We start from the raw sequence: 23086 nt of genomic DNA, 5'->3' as shown, positions 1-23086 counted from the left end.
GCCGGGCCGGAACGGTGCACACCGTTCCGGCCCGGCCGTCGTCATGCCCGGGGCCCCCCGACCTCCAGGCACGGCCAGTCCGCGAGGTCCCGTAGCAACTGCCGGTCGTGCGTGGCGACGACGACGGCCGCGCTCGTGCCGCGGATGGCCTCGGTCACCTCGTCGACCAGGGCCGACGACAGGTGGTTGGTCGGCTCGTCCAGCAGGAGCAGGCCGGGCCGCCCGGCAAGGGCGAGGGCCAGGTCGAGGCGCCGCCGCTGCCCCTGCGACATCCGCCCGACCGGGGTGCGCAGCGCCTCGGAGTCCAGCAGGCCGAGCGCGCCGAGCGGTACCGCGTCCGCGTCGCGGAGCGCCCCGCTCGCCACCAGGCGCCCCACATGGCGGGCGTGCGCCTCGCGGGCGGTGAGCGCGGGGTCCTGCCCGGCGGTCTCCTGAGTGACCCGGACGACCCGCGCGCCCCGCGCCGTCCGGACGTACCCCTCGGTGGGCGCGAGCGCACCGGCGAGCACGGCGAGGAGCGTGGACTTCCCCGCGCCGTTCGGCCCGGTGACGAGAAGCCGGTCGCCGCCGTCGACGCTGAGGTCGACCGGCCCCGCGAGGCGCCCGTCGACCGCGACGCCGTGCGCGCGCAGCTGCGGCGCTCCCCGCCGGACGCCCGGGTCCGGCCAGCGCAGCGCCGCCGGGGGCTCCGGCACGTCGACCCGGTGCGCCTCCAGGGCGTCCTGCTGCCGCTTGAAGGCCTGGACGACGCCCGGCGCGCGGGACTGGCGCTGGTGCTTGCCGGTGCCCTTCTCCGGCCGCCAGCCGGTGGAGAGCCGGTCGCGGGCCTGCGCCACCGCGTCCTTCAGGCGCCGGTGCTCGGCCTGCTGCTCCTCGTGGTCCTGCTCCCAGCGCTCGCGCTCACGGCGCCGGGCGTCCTGCCAGGCGTCGTAGCCACCCGCGTACAGGCGCGGTCTCCCGTCGCGGGCCGGATCGAGGTCCAGGAAGCGGTCCGCGACGTCGCGCAGCAGCGCACGGTCGTGGCTGACGACGGCGAGGCCGCCGCCGTGCGCGCGCAGCCTGCGCGTCAGGAAGTCCAGGCCTTCGGCGTCGAGGTGGTTGGTCGGCTCGTCGAGCAGCAGGACGTCGTGGTGCGCGCCGAGCAGGCAGGCGAGGCGGACCCGGTAGCGCTGCCCGACCGAGAGGGTCGCCAGGGGCCGCGCGCGGTCGGCGCAGGCACCGAGGGCCTCCAGGGCGATGTCGACGCGGCGTTCGGCGTCCCAGGCGTCGAGCCGGGTGGCGGCGTCGAGCGCGGCGGCGTAGCGGTCGTCGGCGCCGGGGTCGCCCGCGGCCAGGGCCGCGGTCGCCGCGTCCAGGGCGGCGAGGGCCGCGAGCGAGGCGGCGAGGGCCTCGGAGGTCAGGGTGCCCACGGTCGCGCCGTCCGCCACGGCCAGCTCCTGGCGGGCCAGGCCGATCGTGCCGGCCCGGTGCACGGTGCCCTCGTCGGGCGTGATCAGTCCGGCGAGGGCGTGGAGCAGCGTGGTCTTGCCGCGGCCGTTCTCGCCGACGACGGCGATCCGCGCCCGGGCGGAGACCGTGACCGATACGTCGTTCAGGACGCGCCGGGATCCTCGGGTGACCGTGACGCGGTCGGCGCGGACGTGGGCGCTGTCGCCCGCCTGGAGGGGCAGGGACAGGGCTTCGGGGGTGGGCGTGAGGTTCAAGGGGTGCTCCGCAGCTCGCAGGGGAGCCGGGCAGCGGAAGGTGGCCGCCCGGCGGGAACCGGGACGGCGAGCGCGGATTCAGCAGGAAGGGGGCGCCGCCGTCAGCGGGCGGAGCGGACCTTCTGCGACCAGATGCCTCGTGCCATGTAGATCATCGTAACAATGGCGGCGCCGCCGCTCATCCGAATTTCCGCCGCCCCTCCGACTGTGGTGTTTCCGGCCCACCGCACTGCACCCTGGTCGCCGGATCGCCGCACCGGGGCGGCGGCCGGGCGGAGAGGCAGGGGCATGGGGCAGGCATTCGGTTCCTACCAGAACGAGATCTACCTCAACGGGCTCGGCGGGGTCGTGCCGGACTTCCCGATGGGCTTCGCGGAGTGGGAGGCCAGGGCCGAGGCCGCGCTGCCGCCTTCGGTGTGGTCGTACGTCGCGGGCGGCGCGGGGGACGAACGCACGCAGCGCGTCAACGTCACCGCGTTCGAGCACTGGGGGCTCGTCCCGCGCATGTTCGTCGGCGCCGCCGAGCGTGACCTGTCCGTGGAGCTGTTCGGCTTGACCCTGCCCTCCCCCGTGCTCATGGCGCCCATCGGCGTGATCGGCCTGTGCGCGCAGGACGGGCACGGGGACCTGGCCACCGCCCGGGCCTCGGCCCGTACCGGCGTGCCGATGATCGCCTCCACGCTGTCCGTCGACCCGATGGAGGACGTCGCCGCCGAACTCGGCGGCACTCCCGGGTTCTTCCAGCTCTACACCCCCACCGACCGCGACCTGGCGGAGAGCCTCGTACGCCGTGCGGAGGCGGCCGAATTCAAGGGCATCGTGGTCACGCTCGACACCTGGGTCACCGGCTGGCGCCCACGCGACCTGAGTGGCGGCAACTTCCCCCAGCTGCGCGGCCACTGCCTCGCCAACTACTTCTCGGACCCGGTCTTCCGCGCCCAGCTCGACCGCACGCCCGAGGAGGCACCGCAGGACGCCGTCCTCAACTGGGTACGCGTCTTCGGCAATCCGCTCACCTGGGCGGATCTGCCCTGGCTGCGCTCGCTGACCGAGCTGCCGCTGATCCTCAAGGGCCTCCACCACCCCGACGACGTGCGCCGGGCCAAGGACGGCGGCGCCGACGCCGTCTACTGCTCCAACCACGGGGGCCGGCAGGCCAACGGCGGGCTGCCCGCCCTCGACGCGCTGCCCGGCGTGGTGGCGGCGGCCGACGGGCTTCCGGTGCTCTTCGACTCCGGCGTCCGCAGCGGCGCGGACGTGGTGAAGGCACTCGCCCTGGGAGCCACCGCCGTCGCCGTCGGCCGCCCCTACGCCTACGGGCTCGCCCTCGGCGGCACGGACGGCGTCGTCCACGTGCTCCGCTCACTGCTCGCCGAGACCGACCTGATCATGGCCGTCGACGGCTATCCCACGCTCGGCGACCTGACGCCGGAAGCACTGCGGCGCGTGGTCTGACGTCGTGGCGTGTCGAGCCGGGGAAGCGGGGTACTGGGATTCTCACGCCGCCTCGATGCCGAAACCGCGCGGTCGCGTCGAGCGAGGTGGATTCACGTCCGGCGGTCCCTGCCGCCGGACGCCTTCGCTGACGACCCAGCCGGTACAGCGTCCCGAACCAGCCGGTACGACATGGCGGAAACGGGCGCATACTGGTAGATATCTGGACATGGGAGGACCCAATGATCGCGATCGGGCTTGTCCTGCTCATCATCGGCCTGGTGGCCGGAATCTCCATCCTCTGGACGATCGGCGTCATCCTCGTCGCCGTCGGTGCCGTCCTGTGGGTGCTCGGCGCCGTCGGGCACGCGGTGGGCGGCCGGCGGCACTACTGGTAGGGCGCCTGACGGCCACGGCCGCCGCGCGCTCCCCCGAGCCGCGGCGGCGCCCGCACCAGCCCTGAGAGGGAGTCGCCATGCCACGCCCCGCGATGGTCGACGAGTCGTACTGGCTGACCACCACGCCCGCAACGCGCTATCCGACCCCCGACGCGGACCTGACGGCGGACGTCGCGGTCGTCGGCGGCGGCATCGCCGGCCTCTGCACGGCGTGGGAGCTGACCCGCGCTGGCCTCGACGTCGTCGTCCTGGAGGCGGACCGGATCGCCGCGGGCGTGAGCGGCTACACGACGGCCAAGCTCAGCGCCGCCCACGGGCTCATCTACGCGCGCCTGGAGGCCGAGCACGGCGCCGACGGCGCCCGCCGCTACGCGCTCTCCCAGCAGGACGCCGTCGAGCGGGTCGCGGACCTGTGCGCGGACCTCGGCATCGACGCGGACCTGGAGCGCGCCCCCGCCTTCACCTACCTCCAGGACCCCGAGCGCGTCACTGAACTCCAGGAGGAGGCCGCGGCGGCGCGGCGGGCCGGGCTCGACGCCTCCTTCGTCTCCGACACCGAGCTGTCCTTCGACGTCGCGGGCGCGGTGCGCGTGGACGGCCAGCTCCAGTTCCATCCGCGGAAGTTCCTGCTCGCCCTGGCCGAGCGCCTCACCGCGGCCGGGGGCCGCGTCTTCGAGCGCGCCCGGGTCACCGAGCTGCACGACGGCCACCGCTGCCGCCTGACGACCGAGGCCGGGGTCACCGTGGAGGCCCGCGACGTGGTCATCGCCACGCACTACCCCGTCTTCGACCGCACCCTGCTCTTCACCCGGCTCACCACCCACAGGGAACTGGTGCTCGCGGCGCCCGTGCCCTCGGCCGCGGCCCCCACGGGCATGTACCTCACACCGGAAGGCGGGACCCGTTCGGTGCGCAGCGCGCCCTACGACGACGAGCGGCGCCTCGTCATCGTCACGGGCGAGTCCTTCACACCGGGCACGGCCGACGTGCGCGAGCGCTTCGCCCGCCTCGACGCCTGGGCCCGCGCCCACGTCCCGCACTTCGCCGAGGCCGACAGCGGCTACCGCTGGGCCGCGCAGGACAACGACTCCCTGGACCACCTGCCGTACGTCGGCCACGCCCACCCCGGCACCCAGCACGTCTACGTGGCCACCGGCTTCGGCGGCTGGGGCATGAGCAACGGCGTCATGGCGGGCCGGCTGCTCGCGGCCCACATCACCGGCGGGCCGCGGCCCGACTGGACCGAGCTGTACGACCCGCGCCGCCTTCCGCCGATCCGCGAGGCGGGCCAATTCGCCGCCCATCAGGCGGCCGTGGCCAAGCACTTCGTCGGCGACCGGCTGCACACCGGTCACGTCGACTCCGTCACCGACATCCCGCCCGGCAGCGGAGCCGTCGTACGCCTGGACGGCCGGCGCTGCGCCGTCTACCGCGCCGAGGACGGGCAGGTCAGCGCGGTCTCGGCCCGCTGCACCCACCTCGGCTGCCTGGTGCACTTCAACAACGCCGAACAGGCCTGGGAATGCCCCTGCCACGGCTCCCGCTTCGCCACGGACGGCTCCGTCCTGCACGGGCCCGCCACCCGGCCCCTCGAACGGCGCGAGACCCCGGACCCGCCCGCTTGACGCTCCCCGACAGCTCGCACGCCACCCCCGCGAAAGGTTGTACGCGGCGCACGTGGCGATCACCACGGTGATGAAGACGCGGTGAAGACCGTAAGGTCACCTCGTTCACATCTGTCGCCGGGAGGCACGCGCGTCCCGGCACCACACGTGGGGGATCAGTCATGCAACACCGCACTCGCATCGCCGTGTTCGGCTCCGTGCTCGCCGCGGCCGCCGTGGGCTTCGCCGCCCCCGGGGCCCAGGCCGCCGCGCCCGAGGGCATCACGATCACGAAGGTCACGGTGAACGACGGCAAGCCGGTCGTCCTCGGCACCACCGCGGGCAAGACCTTCAAGGTCTCGGTGACGGCGGACACCGACTCCGCGATCACCGAGTCCGACATCACCCTGTTCGGCCCGGACTCGAACCTGGCGCAGCCGCAGACCACCCCCAAGTGCACCTCCGAGGGTACGAAGGCGACCTGCACGGGGACGTTCACGATCGACCCCGACGTCGACTTCTACGACAACAAGCCCGCGGGCACGTGGTACGTCAACCCCCTGCTGGTCTCCGACACCGACAGCATCTACGCGGAGAAGGCCGGCAAGTTCAAGCTCCAGCGTGAGTCGAAGCTGACCGTCAACGCCTCGCCCGAGCCGATCAAGAAGGGCAAGACGCTGACCGTCACCGGCGCCCTGACCCGTGCCAACTGGGAGACCCACAAGTACGCCGGCTACACCGGCCAGTCGGTGACCCTGGAGTACAAGAAGAAGGGCGCCACCGCCTACACCGCGGTGAAGACCGTCAAGTCCGACAACAAGGGCAACCTGAAGACCACGGTCAAGGCCTCGGCCGACGGCTACTACCGCTACAACTTCGCGGGCACCTCCACCGCCGGCGCGGTCGCGGCCGCCGGTGACTACGTCGACGTGCGTTGATCACTTCGCCGTAGTCGCCGTGCCCCGGGCACAAGGTGAGCGGCGGGCGCGCGGGGCACACCGCGCGCCCGCCGCGCCGTTTCACAGGACCGGCCGCTCCTGAGCCCATGGAGCGGCCGATTCCAGTTGTCCGGCGAGGGCGAGCAGCAGCCCCTCGCTGCCGAGCGGCCCGCCGAACTGCACCCCCAGGGGCAGGCCTTCGGGCGTGCGGTAGAGAGGGACCGACATGGCGGGGCGGCCCGTGATGTTGGCGAGCTGCGTGAAGGGGTTGGGCGCGAGGTTCCGCACGACGGCCTGCTTCCACAGCGTGGTCCTGCTGAGCCGGCCCGCCACACCCGCCTTGAGCAGGGCCTTGCCGACCTGCCGGGTCAGCCAGGGCGTGTCGAGTTCGCCGATCCTCACCGGCGGCCGGGCGAGCGTCGGCGTGAGCAGCACGTCGTACGTCTCGTGGAACACGGTCAGTTGACGGGCGTAGGTGTTCCAGCGGGCGTGCCGCACGGAGTGCTCGACGGCGCCGACCGCGCGGCCCGCGGCGGCGATGAGGTGGGTGTCGAGTTCGAACCGGTCGTCGCCCGCGCCGGTCCTGTGCTTCAGCTCCGCAAGGGCCGCGGCGTTCTCCACCGCGTACATGGTCATGAAGTCGTCGGCCATGCGCAGACCGTCGACGGCGGGCTCCGCCTCCTCCACCTCGTGGCCGAGGCCGGTCAGGAGCTTGACCGCCACCTCGACGGCTTCGACCGCCTCGCGCGCCACCGGGGTGCCGATCGGCGAGCGGGTGCTCACGCCGACGCGCAGCTTCGGCGGGGTGCGCCGGGCCAGTTCGGCGTACGACTCCTCGGGGCGGGCCGCGAGATAGGGGCCGCCCGGGTCGGGGCGGGCGGTGAGGACGTCGAGCAGGGCCGCGCTGTCACGCACCGTGCGCGAGATCACGCCGTCGCTCGCCGCGCCCGCGAGCAGCTCCCCGTACGCGGGGCCCGCGGGCACCAGGCCACGCCCCGGCTTGAGGCCGAAGAGGCCGCAGCACGCGGCGGGTATGCGGATCGAGCCGCCGCCGTCGTTGGCGCCCGCGGCCGGGACGATGCCCGCGGCGACGGCGGCCGCGGAGCCGCCGGAGGAGCCGCCGGGGGTGTGGCCGAGGTTCCAGGGGTTGCGGGTCGGCCCGTTGGCCTCGGGCTCGGTGATGCTCTTGATGCCGAACTCCGGGGTGTTCGTCTGCCCGAAGACGACGAGTCCGGCGTCCAGCCACCGCCGCACGGTCTCGCTGTGGCGCGCCGCGACGAGCCCCTGGGCCGCGCGGGAGCCGCGCCCCGTCGGCCGCCCCGCGTAGTCCTGCATCAAGTCCTTGACCAGGAAGGGGACTCCGGCGAAGGGCCCGGCGAGGTCTCCCGCGGCACGCTCGCGCGCGACACCCGGCATCGGGCGCACGATGGCGTTGATCTTCCCGTTGACGGCCTCGGCGCGCGCCAGGGCCGCTTCGAGCAGCTCGCCCGGTGACGCCTCACCCCGCGCCACCAACTCGGCAAGCCCGACCGCGTCGTACGTGCTGTAGTCCTCGTAGTCCACCGCGCACCCCACCTGACTCGGCGTCATAGATCCCCGGAGGGTAGATCGTCCGCGTGGCGAGCGGCAACGGGGCCGCACGCGCCCCGGCGGGCCTGTCGGGCCCGGCGGGGCCGGAGTCAGCCGGGCACGCCCATGCTCTGCGTGCCGATCACCGACAGCAGCCGCAGGGCCTCTTCGGACGGCGTGCCGGGGACGGCGCTGTAGACGAGGATCCGCTGGTCCCGGTCGGTGAGGTCCAAGACGTCGCCGCGTACGGGGACGGGGCCGACGAGGGGATGCGCGAAGGTCCCGCAGAAGGCGGGCCGGTCGGCCACGTCGTGCGAGGCCCAGAGGCGGGCGAACTCCTCGCTGCCCGCGAGGAGTTCCTCGACCAGGCCGGTCACCTCCGGATCGTCGGGGTAGCGGGCCGCGGCGGCGCGCAGGTGCCGGGCCGCGGCCCCGGCGAACGCGTCGGCGTCCGAGATGCCGTACAGCCGGCGGCCCTGCCGGTGCGGGCCGAGGTAGGCGCGCCGGACGAGGTTGCGGTCCCGGCGGGAGAGGGCGGAGAAGTCCTCCATCAGCGCGGCCGCCAGGTGGTTCCAGGCGAGGACCTCGTACGTCGCCGAGAGCACGACGGCCGCCGCGTCCGGCATCCGGCGCAGCAGGTCGACGATGCTGGGCCGCACCTCCCGCGAGGGGCCGGGCGGGGCGGCGGGCGGGGCTCCGGCGAGCCGCAGGAGGTGGTCGCGCTCGGCGTCCGTCAGGCGCAGCGCGCGGGTGACCTGGGCCAGGACCTCCCGCGACGGGTGCGGGGCGCGGGCCTGCTCCAGGCGCGCGTAGTACTCGGCCGAGATGAACGCCAGCTGCGCCACCTCCTCGCGGCGCAGGCCCGGGGTGCGCCTGCGCGGCCCCGCGGGCAGGCCCACGTCGGCGGGGGTGACGCGCTCCCGCCTGCTGCGCAGGAAGTCGCCCAGTTCTCGTCGTTCACGTTGATCCACACGTCCAGTGTGGACGCACGCCGAGGCGGGCATCCAGGCACTGTCAGTGCCTGGATGAGCGGGGCGGGCGGGCCCAGGCTCGTCGGCATGAACAACACACCGACCTCCTCCACCTCCACCGCGGGCCTGCTCACCGGCAAGGTCGCCTTCGTCACCGGGGCCGGCCGCGGCATCGGCGCCGCCGCCGCCCGGCTCTTCGCCCGTGAGGGCGCCCGGGTGGTCCTCGCGGCCCGCACCGAGACCGAGCTGAAGGCGGTGGCCGAGGAGATCCGGGCGGCGGGCGGCACCGCGGAGCACGTGGTGTGCGACCTGTCCGACGCGGCGAGCCTCCGCGCCGCGGTCGACCGGTGCGTGGAGCTGTACGGCCGGCTCGACGCGGCCTTCAACAACGGGGCGGCGGGTCAGCGGCCCGGCCCGATGGAGCAGCTGTCCGAGGCCGACTTCGACCACGTCTGCGCCGTGAACCTCAAGGGCCCGTGGCTGGCCATGTCCGCCGAGGTCGCCGCCATCCGCGCCACCGCGGGGCGGGGCGCCATCGTCAACACCTCCAGCGTCGGCAGCCTGATGGCCAACCCCGAGCTTCCGGTGTACGGCGCGACGAAGGGTGCCCTCAACAGCCTCACCGCGTCGGCGGCGGCCACGTACGGCCCGGAGGGCATCCGCGTCAACGCCATCGCGCCCGGCACCACGCTCACCGAGATGCTCCTGGAGTGGGACGCGAAGTCCCCCGGCACCATCGAGCAGCTCAACTCCCTGACCCCGCTGGGCCGTGCCGCCGCCCCGGAGGAGATCGCCGAGGCCGCCGCGTGGCTGCTCAGCGACCGCTCCTCCTACGTCACCGGCACGGTCCTGCGGGTCGACGGCGGCATGCGGGCCTGAGCCGCCGCCCGCAGGACCGCCCGGCTAGGCGCGGTCCGAGGCCGCCCGCGGACCCGCGTGGTCGCGCTTGCCGCGCCGGTAGGCGATCTCACCGAGCAGGACGTCGAGCGCGAGGAACGCGGCCAGCGGGATGCCGAGCAGCGGCACGAAGTAACCGAGCACCGCGATCGCCGCCATCAACGGGACCAGGACGTACGCCGGGACCTGCTGCCAGGCGCCGCGCGGCAGCGGGCGGCCGAACGCGTTGCCGCTGCCGCGCAGCCACCACATCCGGTAGCCCCACACGATCAGCAGGACCAGGGCGAGCGCCAGGGCGGCGAGCGCGATCTGGTTCGCGAGGCCGAAGAGGGTGCCGGAGTGCGCGTCGATGCCCCAGCGGGTCAGCTTGGCGAGGACCGGGAAGTCGTCGAACCGCAGGACGTCGGTGACCTCGCCGGACGTCGGGTCGACGGCGACGGAGTCCTGCTTCTCGGGCCAGGTCCGCTGGATCTGCTTGACGACGTACGCGGAGGAGTCGTCGGCGGGCGGGACGATCTCCACCGGGTTCCCGAGGCCCTTGGCGCGGGCCGCCTTGAGGACCGCGTCGAGGCCGACGTCCGCCGCGTCCCCGGAACGGCCGCTTCCGCCGGTGCCGCCGCCGTGCCCCGCGTGCTCCCCGGCTCCCGCGCCTGCCGCGCTCGTCGACACCGTGGGCGTCGTCTGGCCGAGGGCCTCGCGCAGGTCGCTGATGCTCTCCCCCGCGTACGTCGACCAGGTCAGGCCCGTGGCGGACAGGAAGAAGAGGCCTCCGGCCGCCCACACGCCCACCGAGCCGTGCAGCGAGAGCAGGCGCCTGCGGCCCGTCGTGCCCCGCAGCTTGCGCCGTGCCCGGCGGCGCCCGAACCACAGCACGACACCGCCGCCCGCGATCACCCACAGCCAGCTCGCGGCGAGTTCGCTGTAGAGGCGGCCCGTCTCCCCCAGGTGCAGATCGCGGTGGAGGCCCGAGATCCAGGTGCGCAGCGGCAGCGCTCCGCTGGAGCCGTAGCTCTCCTCGGCGCCGCGCACCTCGCCGGTGTACGGGTTCACGAAGACGGCCAGGGTGCGGTCATCGGCGACGCCCGGCACCCCGGAGAGCAGCACGCGGGTCGTCGCGCCGTCCTCCGGCGAGGGCCGCACCGCGGCGACCGTGCCCTTGGGGTGGGCCTCGCGGGCCGCGGCGACCTGCCGCTCGATGGGCAGTTCCCGGTCCCCCACGGGCACCGTGAGCTGATCGGCGTACACGGCCTTCTCCGCCGTGTACGAAGCGGCGTACAGGAGTCCCGTCGCGGCGGCGACGAGCAGGAACGGGGCGATGAGCACCCCGGCGTAGAAGTGCAGCCGCAGCACGAGCGGGCGCAGCGAGGACGACGCTGACCACGCCGAACGCCGCGGGGCGGGCTCCACCGTGGGGGCGTGCCGCCCGTCGGGCGGGGCGGGGGCAGGAGGTGCGGCGGACATGTCGTGCTCTCCTGATGCCGGTCGGTGGTACGTGGTGCTCCGGTGGTGACCGGACCGGTCCATGGGTCGAGCGGCGCGAGGAGCGAGTTCCCGGATGTCTATGTGATCTATGACACTCCCGTGCGACGTCTGCGGTACGACAACAGCGCACGTCATCGGCACGGGCGGGTGACATGTGTCGACCCCTTCCGCGCCGCCGGGACGCGCCCTTACCCTTGCTGACCTCCGGTGCGACCGCGAGCCTTGGCCCGCGCACGGAAGCAGCTTGTGAACAGGGGTGGTTCGCAGGGTGAAATCCGCGCGACGATGGGGCGTATGACGGCGGCGCAACGTGCCATGACCCAACTGGAGTCGTGGCCGAACCTTGTAAGCGGCTCTCCCCGGTGCACCGTGGGACGCTCGTTCGGCACACCGGGCCCACCGGGAAGAAAGGGCTACGAACTGGTCCATTTCCACTGCGACGACGCCGCTGACGTCTGCCTCACGCGGGCGGCCGTCGACCGGCTGCGGCCGCAGCTCGCGCACAGTACCGCGATCCGGGTGCGGCCCGGGGCGTCGTGGATCACGGTGCTGCTGGACTGCGACATGGACATCGCACTCCTGCTCACGCTCGTGAGCGTCGGACTCAAGGCCCACGACGACGCGTTGGCCGTGAGCCGTGGTGAGGGGCAGCGGGGCCGGCCCGCCGAGTGCCCCTCCCCTCCGTGCGACTGGGAGGCCCGCGCGCAGCCCGTGCCCCTCATCCCGCTCGCGCCGCCGGTGCCCGCGCCGTCCGTGGCGAACCGCCGGGGTCTGCGGGCGACGTGGAAGGCGTTCGGGCGGCTCATCCCGCACGGGCACTGAGCCACTCGACACCGCCGCGGGCAGGGACGTGCCGGTCGCCCTACCCCTTCTTCTTCTCCTTCTCCGCCCGCCAGGTGGGCGCGAGCACCGACCAGATCTCCTCGTCATGCCGTACGCCCCGGTACAGGTAGCTCTCCTTGAGCACTCCGTCGCGGGTCATGCCGAGCCGCTTCGCCACAGCGATGCTGGGCGCGTTGCCCGACGACACCCACCACTCCACGCGGTGGATGCCGCGCTCCTCCACGGCCCAGTCGATGAGGGCGCGTGCCGCGCGGGTCACCAGGCCCTTGCCCACCCCCGCCGGCTCCAGCCAGCAGCCCGCCTCCGCGGTGCCCTGCTCGATGTCCATCCGGCGCAGGATGACGGCGCCGACGAGCCCGCCGTCCCAGTGGATGCCGCAGATCCGCCCCGCGTCGGCGGCGGCCTTGTCCGCGTACGCCTGGAGGTAGGCCCGGCTCGACGCCACGTCGGTGATGATGTCCGGCAGGCCGTTGTGCCGCCCGATGAACTCCCGGCCGCGGTCCACGTGCGCCAGGAACTCCTCGGCCTGCCACGGCTCCAGCGGCCGCAGCTCCGCGCCGTCGTCACCCAGGGGTGTCGCGTACATCGTCACCTCCCGCTCGCCACGGGCGCCGTGAGCAGCGTGAGGTCCACCGCGTCCGCCATGGCCTGGAAGCCCGCGTCGTTGACGTGCAGACCGTCGCCGCTGCCGAGGTCCGGGTGGATGCGCTCCGGGTCCTGGGGGTCGGCGACGGCCGCCGCGGTGTCGACGTAGGCGTCGAAGGCGCTGTCCGCGCCGCGGATCCAGGCGTTGACCTCGCGGGCGACAGCCTGGCCCGCCGGGCTGTCGTAGCCGTCGAAGATGGTGCCCTTGTAGGGGCCGATGGTGGTGGCGATCGCGGTGAGTCCGGCCGCGTGCAGGCGGTCGGCGAGCGTCGTCAGGCCCTTGACGAGTTCCTCGGCGGTGGGCGGGGCCGCGGGCTCGGGGTAGGCCAGCTGGCCGGGCGTGCCGATGTCGTTGACGCCGATGTGGACCAGGACGTGGGTGACGCCCGGCACGGAGAGCACGTCGCGCTCCAGCCGGGTCAGGGCGCTGTCGCCGACCTCGTCGGTGAGGAGGCGGTTGGCCGACAGGCCTTGGTTGACCACCCAGCCCGCGCCGTCGGGGAGGCGCGCGTTCAGCAGGTCGGTGAAGCGCCGGTCGGCGTCGGGGGTGCTGCCGAAGCCCTCGAACCACGAGTCGCCGAACGCCACGGTGACGGGCGTCCCGGCCGGGGCGAGGACGTCGGCCCCGGTGATGTAGTGCCGCGTCACGAGGAGTTCGAGGCCCTCGGCGCTGTCGAGCGAGGCGGCGCTCAGGGCGTTGCCCGGGACGGCGTAGCCCGTGGTGTTGGGGACGGCCGCGTAGGTGCTCAGGCCGGTCTCCTCGGGCAGGTACAGGCTCAGCGCCCACTCCTCACCCGCGTGCACCACGCGCTCCACGGCGTCGCTGATCACCTCCGCGCCCGGCTCGACGACGACCTCGGCGGCCCCGTCGAACAGCACGGGCGTGTCCGTCGCGGTGTCGATCGCGCTGTGCCGGGTGCGCCGCGCCAGGCGGGCACCCGCGATGCGCAGGGGCGTCTTCCCGTACTGGTTGCTCAGGCGTATGCGCAGGGCGCTGCCGCCGCCCGCGAGGCGGATGACCTGACGGACGGTCTGGTCGGTGAAACCACGGCGCTCGAAGAGTTCGATGGACTCGTAGGAGCCGAGGACCGCGGAGCGGAAGGCGGCGGTCCAGGCCGTCTGCGAGGAGTGCGGGTGCGAGGTGGAGCGGAGGCTGTTCGATGCCGGAGTCTCTACGTTCATGATCGACTGAACCGGGGAGGTCGGGGAGTTATTTCCGGCCACGCCCTCCGAATTCAGCGGCCGGACTGGCCAGGCGCCTTCCTCGCCGCCCAGCTCACCGGCCTGCCCAGCGTCCCGCGCGATCGGACCCTCAGCTCATCGAATCCGCGCTGGAACGAACGTTCTACCGCGAGCGGCGAGGTTCCGGAGGGCGGGGAACGCCTCGTGCGGCGCTCTCCGGAGCGTCGTACGGCGACAGCCTCAGGCGGCGGTGGGGGTTGCCGCGGTCAGGCGGGTGATCTCGGCAGCGACGGCCTGCGGGTCGGCGGCGACGGTGGTGTGGGCGACGCCGTCCAGCTCCGCGTGGGTGCCCACGCGGACGGCGTGCCGCGCGTTGCGCAGGAGGTCGAGGTCGTTGATGTCGTTGCCGAACGCGTTGTACTCGTCGATCCCCAGGGAGGTCAGGGCCTCCCACTTCGTGGTCCGGCCCGGGGCGAAGTCGATGATGCCCTCGTCGAGGTGGTGGTTGACGCTCATGCCGAGCGCGCGTCCGGCCTCGGCGACGGCCGCCATGTCGCGCGCGCCGACCACGAGGAACTTCACGACGTCGGGCAGCTCCGCGAGCCGCACACCGCGGGCGAGGCCGCCCTGGTCGACGCGGGCCCGGATCGGGTGGTCGTCCGGTCCGGTGTAGGCGTAGTCCCACGGGCCGTCGGCGTGGTAGCCGCCCTGGTGGCGCTCGACTTCCACCAGCAGCTCGGCGAGCTGTTCGCGGGGGAGGACGGCCCGCGCCGTCACCTGGCCGCCGACCGAGACGAGGCTGCCGTTCCCGCCGATCAACAGGGCGGAGGGGAAGGCTCCGCCGAGCACGGGCAGCAGGTCGCGGACGGGCCGCGCGGAGGCGAAGACCAGCTGGTGGCCCGCGCGTTCACACGCGTCGAGGGCGGCGAGGACGCGGTCGTCGATGGCGCGTCCGTCGAAGCAGAGGGTCCCGTCGATGTCGAAGACGGTGGTCCGGGCACAGGGGATGATCATCGCTGGATGCTATCCAGTCGAATGAACACCGATCACACGACCCGTTCGTATGACTGTCGGTGACTCCTTGATCCATTGGGCTGTTGGGTACGACGAGGGGGCCGGAGCAGCCGGTCCGCCGGGGCGGATGGTTCCCATCGGCCAGACGAGGCAAGGAGCAGGTTGTGAACGGCAGTCGGGTGAGGAAGCTGTCCCGCTGGGCGCTGGTGGCCGCTGTGGCCGTCGGACCGGTCGTCGTGTCGGCCGGCGCGGCGCACGCCGACGAGACGCACCGCGACTCACACAACGCGCCGGTGGTGGCGCTGATCAACACCGGCCAGATCGACGACCCGATGGAGGACGTCCTGGAGCACACCCTCAACTTCGGGGACGGCTACAAGTGGGACTGACACCGCGCGCTAGCTGACGCGCCGCGGACCGGGGCCGGACGGCACAGACGCCGTCCGGCCCTCGCGTTCCCCGGGTCCGGGGAGCCTCAGCTCGCCCGGCCCGGCCCGGTGGACGCGCTCGACGGCCTGGCCCCAGTACGTGCCCACGACCATCAGCGAGGCACCCAGCGCGGCGAGCACGGTGAAGCGTTCGCCGCCGAGGCCGATGCCGACCGCGACGGCCCACACCGGCTCGGTGCCGAGCAGCAGGCTGGCCCGGCTCGCCGAGCTGCGCTGCACCGCCCAGGTCTGCGCGAGGAAGGCGAACACGCTGCAGAACAGGGCGAGATACACCAGCTGCCCCCACACTGCGGCATCCGCGGAGCCCAGCGCCGGAAGCCCGCTCGCGGCGGGCACCGCGAACACCGCGGAGCCGACGACCGTCTGGACAGTGGTGAGGTGCAGCGGCCGCACCGCGCGGCCCGCCGTGAGACGGCCCACGAGCGCCACGTGCGCCGCCCGCACCACCGCGGCCGCCAGCATCAGCAGGTCGCCGCCCCGCAGCCCGTGGAAGCCGCTGCCGGACACCAGAAGGCCGACGGCCACCAGGCACACGCCGGTCGCGGCGAAGAAGCGCGGCGGCAGCCGCCCCGCGCCGGACGTCCGGTCGAGGAACGGCGTGAGCACGATGGTGAGGCTGATGATCAGGCCCGCGTTGGCCGCGCTGGTGTGCGCGATGCCGTACGTCTCCAGGACCAGGACGGCCGCCTGCGTGAGCCCGAGGAGCCCGCCCGCCGTCAGCTCGTCGCGCGTGCAGCGACGGCCCCCGCGCCGCACGGCGACCAACGGGACGCAGATCGCCGCTGACAGCACGTACCGCGCGCACAGCACCACCATGACGGGCAGCACGTCGACGGCCGTCTTCGCGGCCAGATAGCTGGAGCCCCACACGAGGGCGACGAGCAGCAGGACGGCGTCGGCACGGCGGGCCGAGAGGCCGGGGTTCGGGGACACGCGGCATACGCTGCCCGCTCGCGATGTTGAAGCCAAGGGCGTGCTTCTTCAGCAACGGTGAAGCATCGCTACATCGTTCTCTACGATGAGCCGATGAACGAGCGGCAGCTACGTATCCTGCGGGAGCTGGGCGAACTCGGCAGCGTCACCGCCGCCGCCGAGGCCCTGCTGATGACGCCGTCGGCGGTGTCCCAGCAACTGCGGCTGCTCCAGCGGGCGATCCCCGTGCCCCTGACCGAGCGCGACGGCCGCCGCCTCGTGCTCACCGACGCCGGGCAGGCCCTGGCCGACGCGGCGGTCGGCGTGGAGAGCGCGCTCGCCCACGCCCGGCACACCATCGACGCGTTCCTCAACGAGCCGGACGGACCGGTGTCCGTGGCCGCCTTCCACAGCGCGGCCGGTACGTTCTTCCCGCTGCTGCTGCGCGACCTGGCGGGCCCCGGCCACCCCCGGCTCGCCCTCGCCGACGAGGACGTGGCGCAGGACCGCTTCCCGCTGCTCACCCGGGACTACGACCTCGTGCTCGCCCACCGCCTCGACCCGGCGCCGCCGTGGCCGCGCTCGGTCACCGCCACCACGCTGCTGCGCGAACCCCTGGACGTGGCCCTGCCGGTGGACCATCCGCTGGCCGCCAAGCGCCGCCTCACCCCGCAGGACGTCGCGGACCAGCCCTGGATCACCGTGCACGACGGCTTCCCGCTGCTCGCCACCATCGACGCCATCGCGACCGCGGCGAACCGGCGGCTCGACATCGTGCACCGCGTCAATGAGTTCACGGTGGTCGCCGAGGCCGTCGCCGCGGGCGGCGGCCTCGCCCTGATGCCCCGCTGGACCACGCGCCCGCACCCGGCCCTGACCCTCAAGCCGCTCAGCGGCGTCCACGCCCGGCGCCACATCGACGTGCTCCACCGGCCCGAGCGCGCGGCCCGCGGCGCCGTCCGCACGGTGCTCACCGCGCTGCGCCGCGCCGCGGCGGCCGTCCGCGACCGCGACCCCGCGGGACAGCCCTCTCCTGCTCACGGCACGGCCCGGACGAGTGCTCGCGGAACGGCCCGGACGAAGCGAGCTAATCCTCCTGAGCGGCCCGATCTTGGCTGATATACGCTTCCGCTACTTTCATGGCCACCATCCCGGGGGGGATTTCTCCATGACCACGCAGTCGCGCGCGCTTCTGGGAAGCGCGCTCGCGCCCGTACTCGCGCTCGCCGTCGCCGCGCCGAGCGCGCAGGCGGCCCAGCAGCGACCGACACCCGAGCCCACCAAGGCCCCCGCGACCGCCGAGGCCGCTCCGCGCGGGCTCGTGGGCCCGTGGACGGCCCCCACGGAACTGCCCGGCGTCACCCAGGTCCACGACCTGAAGTCGAACCGCGGCGGCACGGTCGTCGGCCTGTTCACGCAGGAAGGCAAGCGCGTGGTCGCCCTCAGGCCCGCGGGCAGCACGAGCTGGCAACCCGCCCGGCCCGCGGCGGCGAAGGCCTCGCTCCACCGGACCGACGACGGCGCGGTATCCCTTCTGGCGTGGGAGGAGCCCGCGGACGGCGGCCCCGCTGAGCTGCGCGTCTCGCGCCTCGCCCCGGACGCGACGGACTTCGCCCCGGCCGAGACCGTGCTGACCGGCGGCGGCTCGGTGTACGCCCCCGCCATGGCGGCCAACGCCGCGGGCCGTGCGGCCATCTCCTGGATGGACGCCGACCGCCGCCTGACGGTCGTGGAGCAGTCGGGCCCGGGCGAGGAGTGGACCGCGCCCGTCACCCTCGACCAGCTGCCCGAGCCGATCGAGCGGCCGGACAACTCCTACGTCTACCGGCTGCGCGACCTGCGCCCCGCCGTCGCCGACGACGGAACCGTGGCGATCGTCTGGGGCGGCAACAGCTTCTACGAGGGCGACGGCGTCGACTCCGACCCGACCGCGTACAAGTGGCACTACAAGTACCTGGAGAAGGCCGCGGGGTCCGGCTCCTGGAGCGCGCCGCGCGATCTGCCGCAGCTCGGCGAGACGCCCGAGCAGGTCACGCTCGCCGCCCACCCACGGGGCGGCTTCCACCTGCTGTCCCACGACGCGTACGCGCGCAAGCCCGCCGGAGCGGACTGGGGCGCCGCCCAGGCCACCGGGGTCGGCGCGGACGCCAACCGCCCGGCCGAGCTGTTCACGGCCCCGAACGGCGACGTCACCGTCGTCGGCGGCGGCCCCCGCGTGACGACGCTGCGCGCCGCCACGGGCCGGTGGACCGAACCGCGCACGCTCGACAGCAACGTGGCCGACGACTCCGTGAGCAGCGCGCGGACCGCGACCGGCGCTCTGGTCATCACGTACGCGCGCAAGCGCTACGACCTCGGCTCCGTGGTGCGCACGGACTTCGTCACGCAGACCATCGGGGACCACGGCATCTCCAAGCCGCGGATCCTCAGCACCCCCACCGCCGGCCACTTCAGCGGCGGCCGGGTGACCGTCGACGGCCAGGGCCGGCCCGTGGCGGTGTGGACCGAGACCGAGGGCCGCGACCGGCGGACGTTCACCGCCGGCACGGGCAAGCGCGCCCTGCCCAAGTGGCACGACCACGCCGACGACACCAAGGCGGACCTGATCGGCGTCTCCTCCTCCGGCTCGCTCGACCTCTTCACCCAGGACGGCTCGTCGCGCCCCTTCCAGCTGGGCGCCTGGCCGCAGAAGACCCGTCTGGTGCCCTTCGGCGACTTCGACGGCGACCGCTGCAACGACGTCGTCGCGCGGATGCCCGGCGGCGAGGCCCGGCTCTACACCCCGGTCTGCGAGGGCCTGCCGCTGCCGGAGTCGCCGTACAAGAAGCTGGCGCGCGACTGGAGCAAGTACGACACGCTCTTCGCCTCCGGCGACCAGACCGGGGACGGCCGTCCGGACCTGCTGGCCCGCGACAAGGCCACCGGGCACGTCTACTTGTACGCGCACGACGGCCGGGGCGGCTTCGCCCCGCGCGTGAAGATCCGCTCGTCGTGGACCGGCTACCAGCGGGTCATCGGCGCGGGCGACCTCAACGGCGACGGTGTCGGCGACGTCCTCGCCCTCGACAAGTCCGGTGAGCTGTGGCGCTACGACGGCACCCGCAGCGGCCGCCTCAAGGACCGCGTCCGGGTCTTCAAGGACTGGGGCGCCTCCTACAAGGACGTCGTCGGCGCCGGTGACGTCAACGGCGACGGCAAGCACGACCTCGTCTCCCGCGACACCTCCGACCGCCTGTGGCTGAACGCCGGTTCCGGCACCGGGACCTTCGCCAACCGCACACAGCTCGGCGACAAGCCGTACTGGAGGCACTGGGTGTCGATCGGTTAGGACGGCGGCGCCCAGGAGCGGATCCGCACGCCGGGACCGCTACTGGGCGCCCTTCCAGCCGTACGCGTACGCGGCGACCCAGGTGATCTCCAGCTGCGCGCTGCTGCCCGGGGCCGCCGACGGGCCCTCCAGGGCGCTCTCGTTCTGGAGCACCCAGGACAGGGGGCGGTCGGGCACGTTGCGGGTGTCGTGGCCCACCTGGCGGCCGTCGACGAAGAAGCGGACCCGGCCTGGGGTCCACTCGGTGGACACGGTGTGCCACTGCGTCCAGTCGTCGGCGCCGTGGAACGTGCCCTGTTCGCCGCCGCCGCAAGGGTGGTGGAAGGCCGTCAGGGAACCCGTCCACTCGCCCTCGGGGTGGTTCATCTCGCAGCCGCCGCCGTAGTGCAGCCACGCCGACTTGTATCCGTCGGCGGGCTTGGTCACCTTGATGCGGGCGCTGAACTTCCCGTACCTCATCTGCATCACCGCGCGCGGGACCACCGCCGCCGCGTGCACCGGGCCGCCGTCGGCGGGCCGCCACATCCGGATGCGCATCCGGCCGTCGCCGTCCTCGGCGGGGCCGACGCTCACGGTGTCCTCGGGGTGGTAGACGCCCGCCACGCTGCGGCCGCGCTGCCGCTCGTTGGCCGTGTCGCGCCAACCGGTCGGGTACGCCCACCAGTTGTTCCGGTACGCGCCGCGGAGCCCGCCGCAGTACGCGGCGGAGGTGTCCACGTGGTGGTCGCAGTCGCTGAACGAGCCGAGCGGCACCCGGTCGCCGTTGAAGTCCTCCGCCAGGACCTGCCAGTACGGCCCGCAGTCGCCGCGCGGCAGCTTCGCGCCCGCGGTGCGGCAGGCGTCGGCGGACCGGGGCGCTCCGTCCGCCCGGGGCAGGGCGAGCAGCCCGGCCAGCAGGATGACGCCCACGGCGGCGAACAGGGCGGGCCTGCGCCGCCGGTGCGGTGCTGCGTGAGTCCCCATGGCAGTGCGGCTCCTCCCGTGCGCGCGGTGCGGCTCCGGCGCGGTGGTGAGGGTGGTGCGCCGGGGAGGAGTGCATCCTTGCCGGACGGGAGGGGGAGCGCCATCCCCCGAGACGGCTCATTTCATGCCTGGCGTGTCCGCCCGTCCGGGTGTGGGATACACGGACCACGGCCGCGCGCACGGCTCCGTGCCGCCCTGCCGGGGGTCGGGGGGCACGCGAGCCGGTGCCCGTACGCATGGCGTACAGGCCGGCGTCGACGCCGACGGCGTACCCCGCTCCCCCCGTCGCGGCCGGTCCCGTCCGCGACGGAGGCCGGTGCCGGACCTCCACCGCAGCCGCCCGTCCCTCACGTCGGCGGCGTAGGCGTCATGGTCGTCGCCGACGCGCGTGGGGGCGGGCGGCGCCCCGCCCCTGACGGCCCGGGCGGGGCGGCGCTCACGGGGTGTCCCCTCGCCAGTCCCACAGGCCCGGCGAGGCGGCCCGCGGTCCGTACTCCGCGCGCCCGCCCGGTCCGTACCTCCCGATCTCGGTGTCGAGGAGCGCGCCCTCGCCGAGCTGTCCCTCCGTCCATCCGGTGACGTCCAGGAGCAGGCCGTCGAGCGGGCCGCCGACCAGCTCGCGGTAGTCGCGGCCCGGCTGGGGCCCCGGGTCCGGTGCGTCGTGGTCCGTGCCGTACACGCGGCGACGCCGTATCACCTCGTCCATGCCCCGAGCCTCGCATCCGGCACTGACAATCGCCGAGCCCGCCCTTCCCCAGCGACCGCCGCGACCTGCTGTGGGTCAGATCACGATGACCCGCGCGGTGCCCGCTCCTACGATGCGTGGCCAAAGCATCTATCCACGCGCCGCCCCGCACCGCACCGCCCCGCCAAGGAGTTGGAACCGTGACCACGGTCGATGACACACGCGAGAGCTACTACGAGCGGACGGGCGAGGACCTCTACAAGCCCACGGCTCACGCGGGCGGCGCGTGGAGCTGCGACGAACAGCACTTCAGCCCGCTCGCGGGGCTCGTCGCGCACGCGATCGACCGGCACCTCGCGCGACGGCCCGGAGGCCCGGCGCCCCTCGCCCTCTCCCGGATCAGCTACGACATCCTCGGCCGGATCGCCCTCGACGAGTGCGGGATCACCGTGGAGACCGTGCGTCCGGGGCGGACCATCGAACTCCTCGAAGCGACCGTGGTCATCGGGGGCCGGCCGGTCGTCCGCGCCCGCGCCTGGCTGCTCGCGTCCCTGGACACCTCCGCCGTGGCCGACAGCCCGCACGACCGGCTGCCCGCGCCCGAGGCGCTCGCTCCCTGGGCGATGACGCAGGAGTGGCACGGCGGCTACATCTCGTCCGTCGACGTCCGCAGGACCCCTCCGTCCCGCAGGGGCCGCGCGGCCGCCTGGCTCTCCTCACGCGTCGACCTGGTCGCGGGGGAGCCGAGCAGCGCCCTCGCCTCGTACCTCGCCCTCGTGGACACCGCGAACGGGATCGCCGTACAGCAGGACCCCACCGACTGGATGTTCCCGAACCTCGACCTGACGATCCATCTGCACCGGCAGCCGCGCGGGCCGTGGACCGGCCTGGACACCACCGTCACGTTCGGCCCGTCGGGCCAGGGGCTCACCAGCAGCGTCCTGCACGACATCGACGGACCCGTCGGCCACGCCGAGCAGATCCTGACCGTCCGCCCGCAGCCCCACGGCCAGGAGCACGACGGCACTGGCGGCCGCCCCGGTGAGCGGTAGTACCGCGTGGCGCCGGACTAGGGTGACGTCATGATCGATCTGCCCCTCTCCGCCCTTGAGGTCTCCGTCGTGGAGGGCGGCGCCACGCCCGCCGACGCGCTGCGCAACTGCCGGGCCGTCGCCGGGGAGTTGGCGCGACTCGGCTACCACCGGCTGTGGTTCGCCGAGCACCACCACTCCCCCGCCATCGGCGCCTTCCCGCCGGTGCTGCTCGCCGCGGACACCGCCGCGGCCACCGCCGCGATACGGGTCGGCTCGGGCGGCGTGCTCGCCCCCAACCACGCCCCGCTCACCGTCGCCGAGCAGTTCGCCACCCTGGCGGCCCTGCACCCCGGCCGGGTCGACCTCGGCATCGGCCGGGGCCCCGGCACCTTCCACGAGCCCACGGCCCGCGCCCTGCGCCGGGGCGCGGGACCCGCCACCGACGCGGAGTACCGCGCGGACGTCGAGGCGATCCTCGGTTTCCTCGACGCGGAGAACTTCGGCGAGCTGCCCGAGCCGTGGCTGCTCGCCTCCAGCGACGCCGGGGCCGAACTGGCGGCGGCCCTGGGGCTGCCGATCGCCTTCGCCCACCACATCCGCCCCGACAACACCGCGCGGGCCCTCGAGCGCTACCGGGCCGCCTTCCGGCCGTCCCGCTGGAGCGCGGCGCCCCGGGTCCTGGTGTGCGTCGAGGCCGTGTGCGCCGACACCGAGGAGAAGGCCGCCGAGCTGGCCCGGCCGATGGACGTCATCAAGGCCGGGCTGCTCAACGGCCTCGCCGAGACGCCCTTCCCCACCCCCGCCGCCGCGGCCGCGCACGAACTCGGCGAGCGGGACCGCGAGGCCGTGGCGGCGTTCGTCGCCCAGCAGGCCCGCGGCACGAAGGAGTCGATCGCCCCGCAGCTCACCCGGATCGCCGGTGCCACGGGCGCCGACGAGCTGATGCTGGTCACCCCGGTCTTCGACCCGGCCGCCCGCGTCCGCTCCTTCGAGCTGGTGGCCGAGCTGCGCGCGACGGCCGGCTAGGCCCGACGG

Annotated in this window: 21 protein-coding genes; 11 read left to right on the top strand and 10 right to left on the bottom strand. The window is 74.1% G+C overall.

Annotated elements, in window-relative coordinates:
* Positions 1–41: 41 nt before the first annotated feature.
* Positions 42–1703 (bottom strand): ABC-F family ATP-binding cassette domain-containing protein, encoded by a 1662-nt coding sequence (locus tag AC07GB_RS05905; RefSeq protein WP_478841999.1) that lies wholly within the window; start codon positions 1701–1703, stop codon positions 42–44.
* A 288-nt stretch (positions 1704–1991) separates the two neighbouring features.
* Between AC07GB_RS05905 and AC07GB_RS05900 the strand changes: the two genes are divergently transcribed.
* The 4 genes from AC07GB_RS05900 (at position 1992) to AC07GB_RS05885 (ending at position 6077) form a co-directional block, all read left to right on the top strand.
* Positions 1992–3158 carry an alpha-hydroxy-acid oxidizing protein gene (locus AC07GB_RS05900; RefSeq protein ID WP_478841998.1) on the top strand — a complete coding sequence of 389 codons (1167 nt, stop codon included), beginning with the start codon at positions 1992–1994 and terminating at the stop codon, positions 3156–3158.
* Between the two features lie 221 nt (positions 3159–3379).
* Complete coding sequence (locus AC07GB_RS05895) at positions 3380–3535, top strand: DUF6131 family protein (RefSeq protein ID WP_478841997.1); 156 nt, start codon at positions 3380–3382, stop codon at positions 3533–3535.
* A 77-nt stretch (positions 3536–3612) separates the two neighbouring features.
* The gene (locus AC07GB_RS05890; RefSeq protein ID WP_478841996.1) at positions 3613–5160 is read left to right on the top strand and encodes an FAD-dependent oxidoreductase; all 1548 of its coding nucleotides are present in this window, start codon (positions 3613–3615) and stop codon (positions 5158–5160) included.
* A gap of 161 nt (positions 5161–5321) precedes the next feature.
* Positions 5322–6077 (top strand): calcium-binding protein, encoded by a 756-nt coding sequence (locus tag AC07GB_RS05885; RefSeq protein WP_478841995.1) that lies wholly within the window; start codon positions 5322–5324, stop codon positions 6075–6077.
* An 81-nt stretch (positions 6078–6158) separates the two neighbouring features.
* Here AC07GB_RS05885 and AC07GB_RS05880 read toward each other — a convergent pair whose 3' ends face one another.
* On the bottom strand, positions 6159–7667 hold the full coding sequence (locus tag AC07GB_RS05880; protein WP_478841994.1) for an amidase: 1509 nt from the start codon (positions 7665–7667) through the stop codon (positions 6159–6161).
* An 89-nt stretch (positions 7668–7756) separates the two neighbouring features.
* Entirely contained in the window at positions 7757–8617 is an 861-nt protein-coding gene (locus tag AC07GB_RS05875) for a helix-turn-helix transcriptional regulator (RefSeq protein ID WP_478841993.1), read from the bottom strand.
* An 87-nt stretch (positions 8618–8704) separates the two neighbouring features.
* Between AC07GB_RS05875 and AC07GB_RS05870 the strand changes: the two genes are divergently transcribed.
* A complete protein-coding gene (locus AC07GB_RS05870) occupies positions 8705–9496 on the top strand; it encodes an SDR family NAD(P)-dependent oxidoreductase (protein ID WP_478841992.1) in 792 nt (263 codons plus the stop codon).
* Positions 9497–9520: 24 nt separating this feature from the next.
* Here the strand turns inward: AC07GB_RS05870 and AC07GB_RS05865 are convergent, their stop codons facing one another.
* Positions 9521–10975, bottom strand: a complete 1455-nt coding sequence (locus tag AC07GB_RS05865) for a PepSY-associated TM helix domain-containing protein (RefSeq protein WP_478841991.1) — start codon at positions 10973–10975, stop codon at positions 9521–9523.
* 390 nt (positions 10976–11365) lie between these two features.
* On the opposite strand from AC07GB_RS05865, the gene AC07GB_RS05860 reads away from it, so the two are divergent.
* Positions 11366–11818, top strand: a complete 453-nt coding sequence (locus AC07GB_RS05860) for a luciferase domain-containing protein (RefSeq protein ID WP_478841990.1) — start codon at positions 11366–11368, stop codon at positions 11816–11818.
* Between the two features lie 40 nt (positions 11819–11858).
* Here the strand turns inward: AC07GB_RS05860 and AC07GB_RS05855 are convergent, their stop codons facing one another.
* The 3 genes from AC07GB_RS05855 to AC07GB_RS05845 form a co-directional block, all read right to left on the bottom strand.
* A complete protein-coding gene (locus AC07GB_RS05855) occupies positions 11859–12425 on the bottom strand; it encodes a GNAT family N-acetyltransferase (RefSeq protein WP_478841989.1) in 567 nt (188 codons plus the stop codon).
* A 2-nt stretch (positions 12426–12427) separates the two neighbouring features.
* On the bottom strand, positions 12428–13666 hold the full coding sequence (locus AC07GB_RS05850) for an SGNH/GDSL hydrolase family protein (RefSeq protein WP_478841988.1): 1239 nt from the start codon (positions 13664–13666) through the stop codon (positions 12428–12430).
* A 240-nt stretch (positions 13667–13906) separates the two neighbouring features.
* Positions 13907–14680, bottom strand: coding sequence for an HAD hydrolase family protein (locus tag AC07GB_RS05845; RefSeq protein ID WP_478841987.1), 774 nt, complete (start codon positions 14678–14680; stop codon positions 13907–13909).
* A gap of 164 nt (positions 14681–14844) precedes the next feature.
* Here AC07GB_RS05845 and AC07GB_RS05840 point away from each other — a divergent pair, with 164 nt between their 5' ends.
* The gene (locus tag AC07GB_RS05840; RefSeq protein ID WP_478841986.1) at positions 14845–15069 is read left to right on the top strand and encodes a hypothetical protein; all 225 of its coding nucleotides are present in this window, start codon (positions 14845–14847) and stop codon (positions 15067–15069) included.
* Between the two features lie 9 nt (positions 15070–15078).
* Here the strand turns inward: AC07GB_RS05840 and AC07GB_RS05835 are convergent, their stop codons facing one another.
* Positions 15079–16062, bottom strand: coding sequence for a DMT family transporter (locus AC07GB_RS05835; protein WP_478841985.1), 984 nt, complete (start codon positions 16060–16062; stop codon positions 15079–15081).
* A 93-nt stretch (positions 16063–16155) separates the two neighbouring features.
* Here AC07GB_RS05835 and AC07GB_RS05830 point away from each other — a divergent pair, with 93 nt between their 5' ends.
* Both AC07GB_RS05830 and AC07GB_RS05825 read left to right on the top strand, forming a co-directional pair.
* Positions 16156–17160 carry a LysR family transcriptional regulator gene (locus AC07GB_RS05830; RefSeq protein ID WP_478841984.1) on the top strand — a complete coding sequence of 335 codons (1005 nt, stop codon included), beginning with the start codon at positions 16156–16158 and terminating at the stop codon, positions 17158–17160.
* Between the two features lie 49 nt (positions 17161–17209).
* Complete coding sequence (locus tag AC07GB_RS05825; protein WP_478841983.1) at positions 17210–19369, top strand: FG-GAP repeat domain-containing protein; 2160 nt, start codon at positions 17210–17212, stop codon at positions 19367–19369.
* 39 nt (positions 19370–19408) lie between these two features.
* Here AC07GB_RS05825 and AC07GB_RS05820 read toward each other — a convergent pair whose 3' ends face one another.
* Entirely contained in the window at positions 19409–20332 is a 924-nt protein-coding gene (locus AC07GB_RS05820; RefSeq protein ID WP_478841982.1) for a glycoside hydrolase family 16 protein, read from the bottom strand.
* A 436-nt stretch (positions 20333–20768) separates the two neighbouring features.
* Positions 20769–21038: a hypothetical protein gene (locus AC07GB_RS05815; protein ID WP_478841981.1), complete on the bottom strand. Its 270-nt coding sequence runs from the start codon at positions 21036–21038 to the stop codon at positions 20769–20771.
* A 179-nt stretch (positions 21039–21217) separates the two neighbouring features.
* Here AC07GB_RS05815 and AC07GB_RS05810 point away from each other — a divergent pair, with 179 nt between their 5' ends.
* Complete coding sequence (locus AC07GB_RS05810) at positions 21218–22069, top strand: thioesterase family protein (protein ID WP_478841980.1); 852 nt, start codon at positions 21218–21220, stop codon at positions 22067–22069.
* A gap of 30 nt (positions 22070–22099) precedes the next feature.
* Entirely contained in the window at positions 22100–23077 is a 978-nt protein-coding gene (locus AC07GB_RS05805) for an MsnO8 family LLM class oxidoreductase (RefSeq protein ID WP_478841979.1), read from the top strand.
* Positions 23078–23086: the final 9 nt, after the last annotated feature.

Source organism: Streptomyces sp. NPDC045778 (assembly GCF_056431945.1).
Note: the sequence above shows the minus strand (reverse complement) of the source record. Positions and strands in the feature narration are given on the sequence as shown.

Bases quoted from the DNA above. Each gene is read 5' to 3' on its own strand.
- AC07GB_RS05825 (WP_478841983.1), top strand. From the start codon at position 17,210: ATGACCACGCAGTCGCGCGCGCTTCTGGGAAGCGCGCTCGCGCCCGTA.
- AC07GB_RS05805 (WP_478841979.1), top strand. From the start codon at position 22,100: ATGATCGATCTGCCCCTCTCCGCCCTTGAGGTCTCCGTCGTGGAGGGC.
- AC07GB_RS05830 (WP_478841984.1), top strand. From the start codon at position 16,156: ATGAACGAGCGGCAGCTACGTATCCTGCGGGAGCTGGGCGAACTCGGC.
- AC07GB_RS05845 (WP_478841987.1), bottom strand. From the start codon at position 14,680: ATGATCATCCCCTGTGCCCGGACCACCGTCTTCGACATCGACGGGACC.
- AC07GB_RS05865 (WP_478841991.1), bottom strand. From the start codon at position 10,975: ATGTCCGCCGCACCTCCTGCCCCCGCCCCGCCCGACGGGCGGCACGCC.
- AC07GB_RS05895 (WP_478841997.1), top strand. From the start codon at position 3,380: ATGATCGCGATCGGGCTTGTCCTGCTCATCATCGGCCTGGTGGCCGGA.
- AC07GB_RS05900 (WP_478841998.1), top strand. From the start codon at position 1,992: ATGGGGCAGGCATTCGGTTCCTACCAGAACGAGATCTACCTCAACGGG.
- AC07GB_RS05880 (WP_478841994.1), bottom strand. From the start codon at position 7,667: ATGACGCCGAGTCAGGTGGGGTGCGCGGTGGACTACGAGGACTACAGC.
- AC07GB_RS05850 (WP_478841988.1), bottom strand. From the start codon at position 13,666: ATGAACGTAGAGACTCCGGCATCGAACAGCCTCCGCTCCACCTCGCAC.
- AC07GB_RS05820 (WP_478841982.1), bottom strand. From the start codon at position 20,332: ATGGGGACTCACGCAGCACCGCACCGGCGGCGCAGGCCCGCCCTGTTC.
- AC07GB_RS05870 (WP_478841992.1), top strand. From the start codon at position 8,705: ATGAACAACACACCGACCTCCTCCACCTCCACCGCGGGCCTGCTCACC.
- AC07GB_RS05890 (WP_478841996.1), top strand. From the start codon at position 3,613: ATGCCACGCCCCGCGATGGTCGACGAGTCGTACTGGCTGACCACCACG.
- AC07GB_RS05885 (WP_478841995.1), top strand. From the start codon at position 5,322: ATGCAACACCGCACTCGCATCGCCGTGTTCGGCTCCGTGCTCGCCGCG.
- AC07GB_RS05855 (WP_478841989.1), bottom strand. From the start codon at position 12,425: ATGTACGCGACACCCCTGGGTGACGACGGCGCGGAGCTGCGGCCGCTG.
- AC07GB_RS05815 (WP_478841981.1), bottom strand. From the start codon at position 21,038: ATGGACGAGGTGATACGGCGTCGCCGCGTGTACGGCACGGACCACGAC.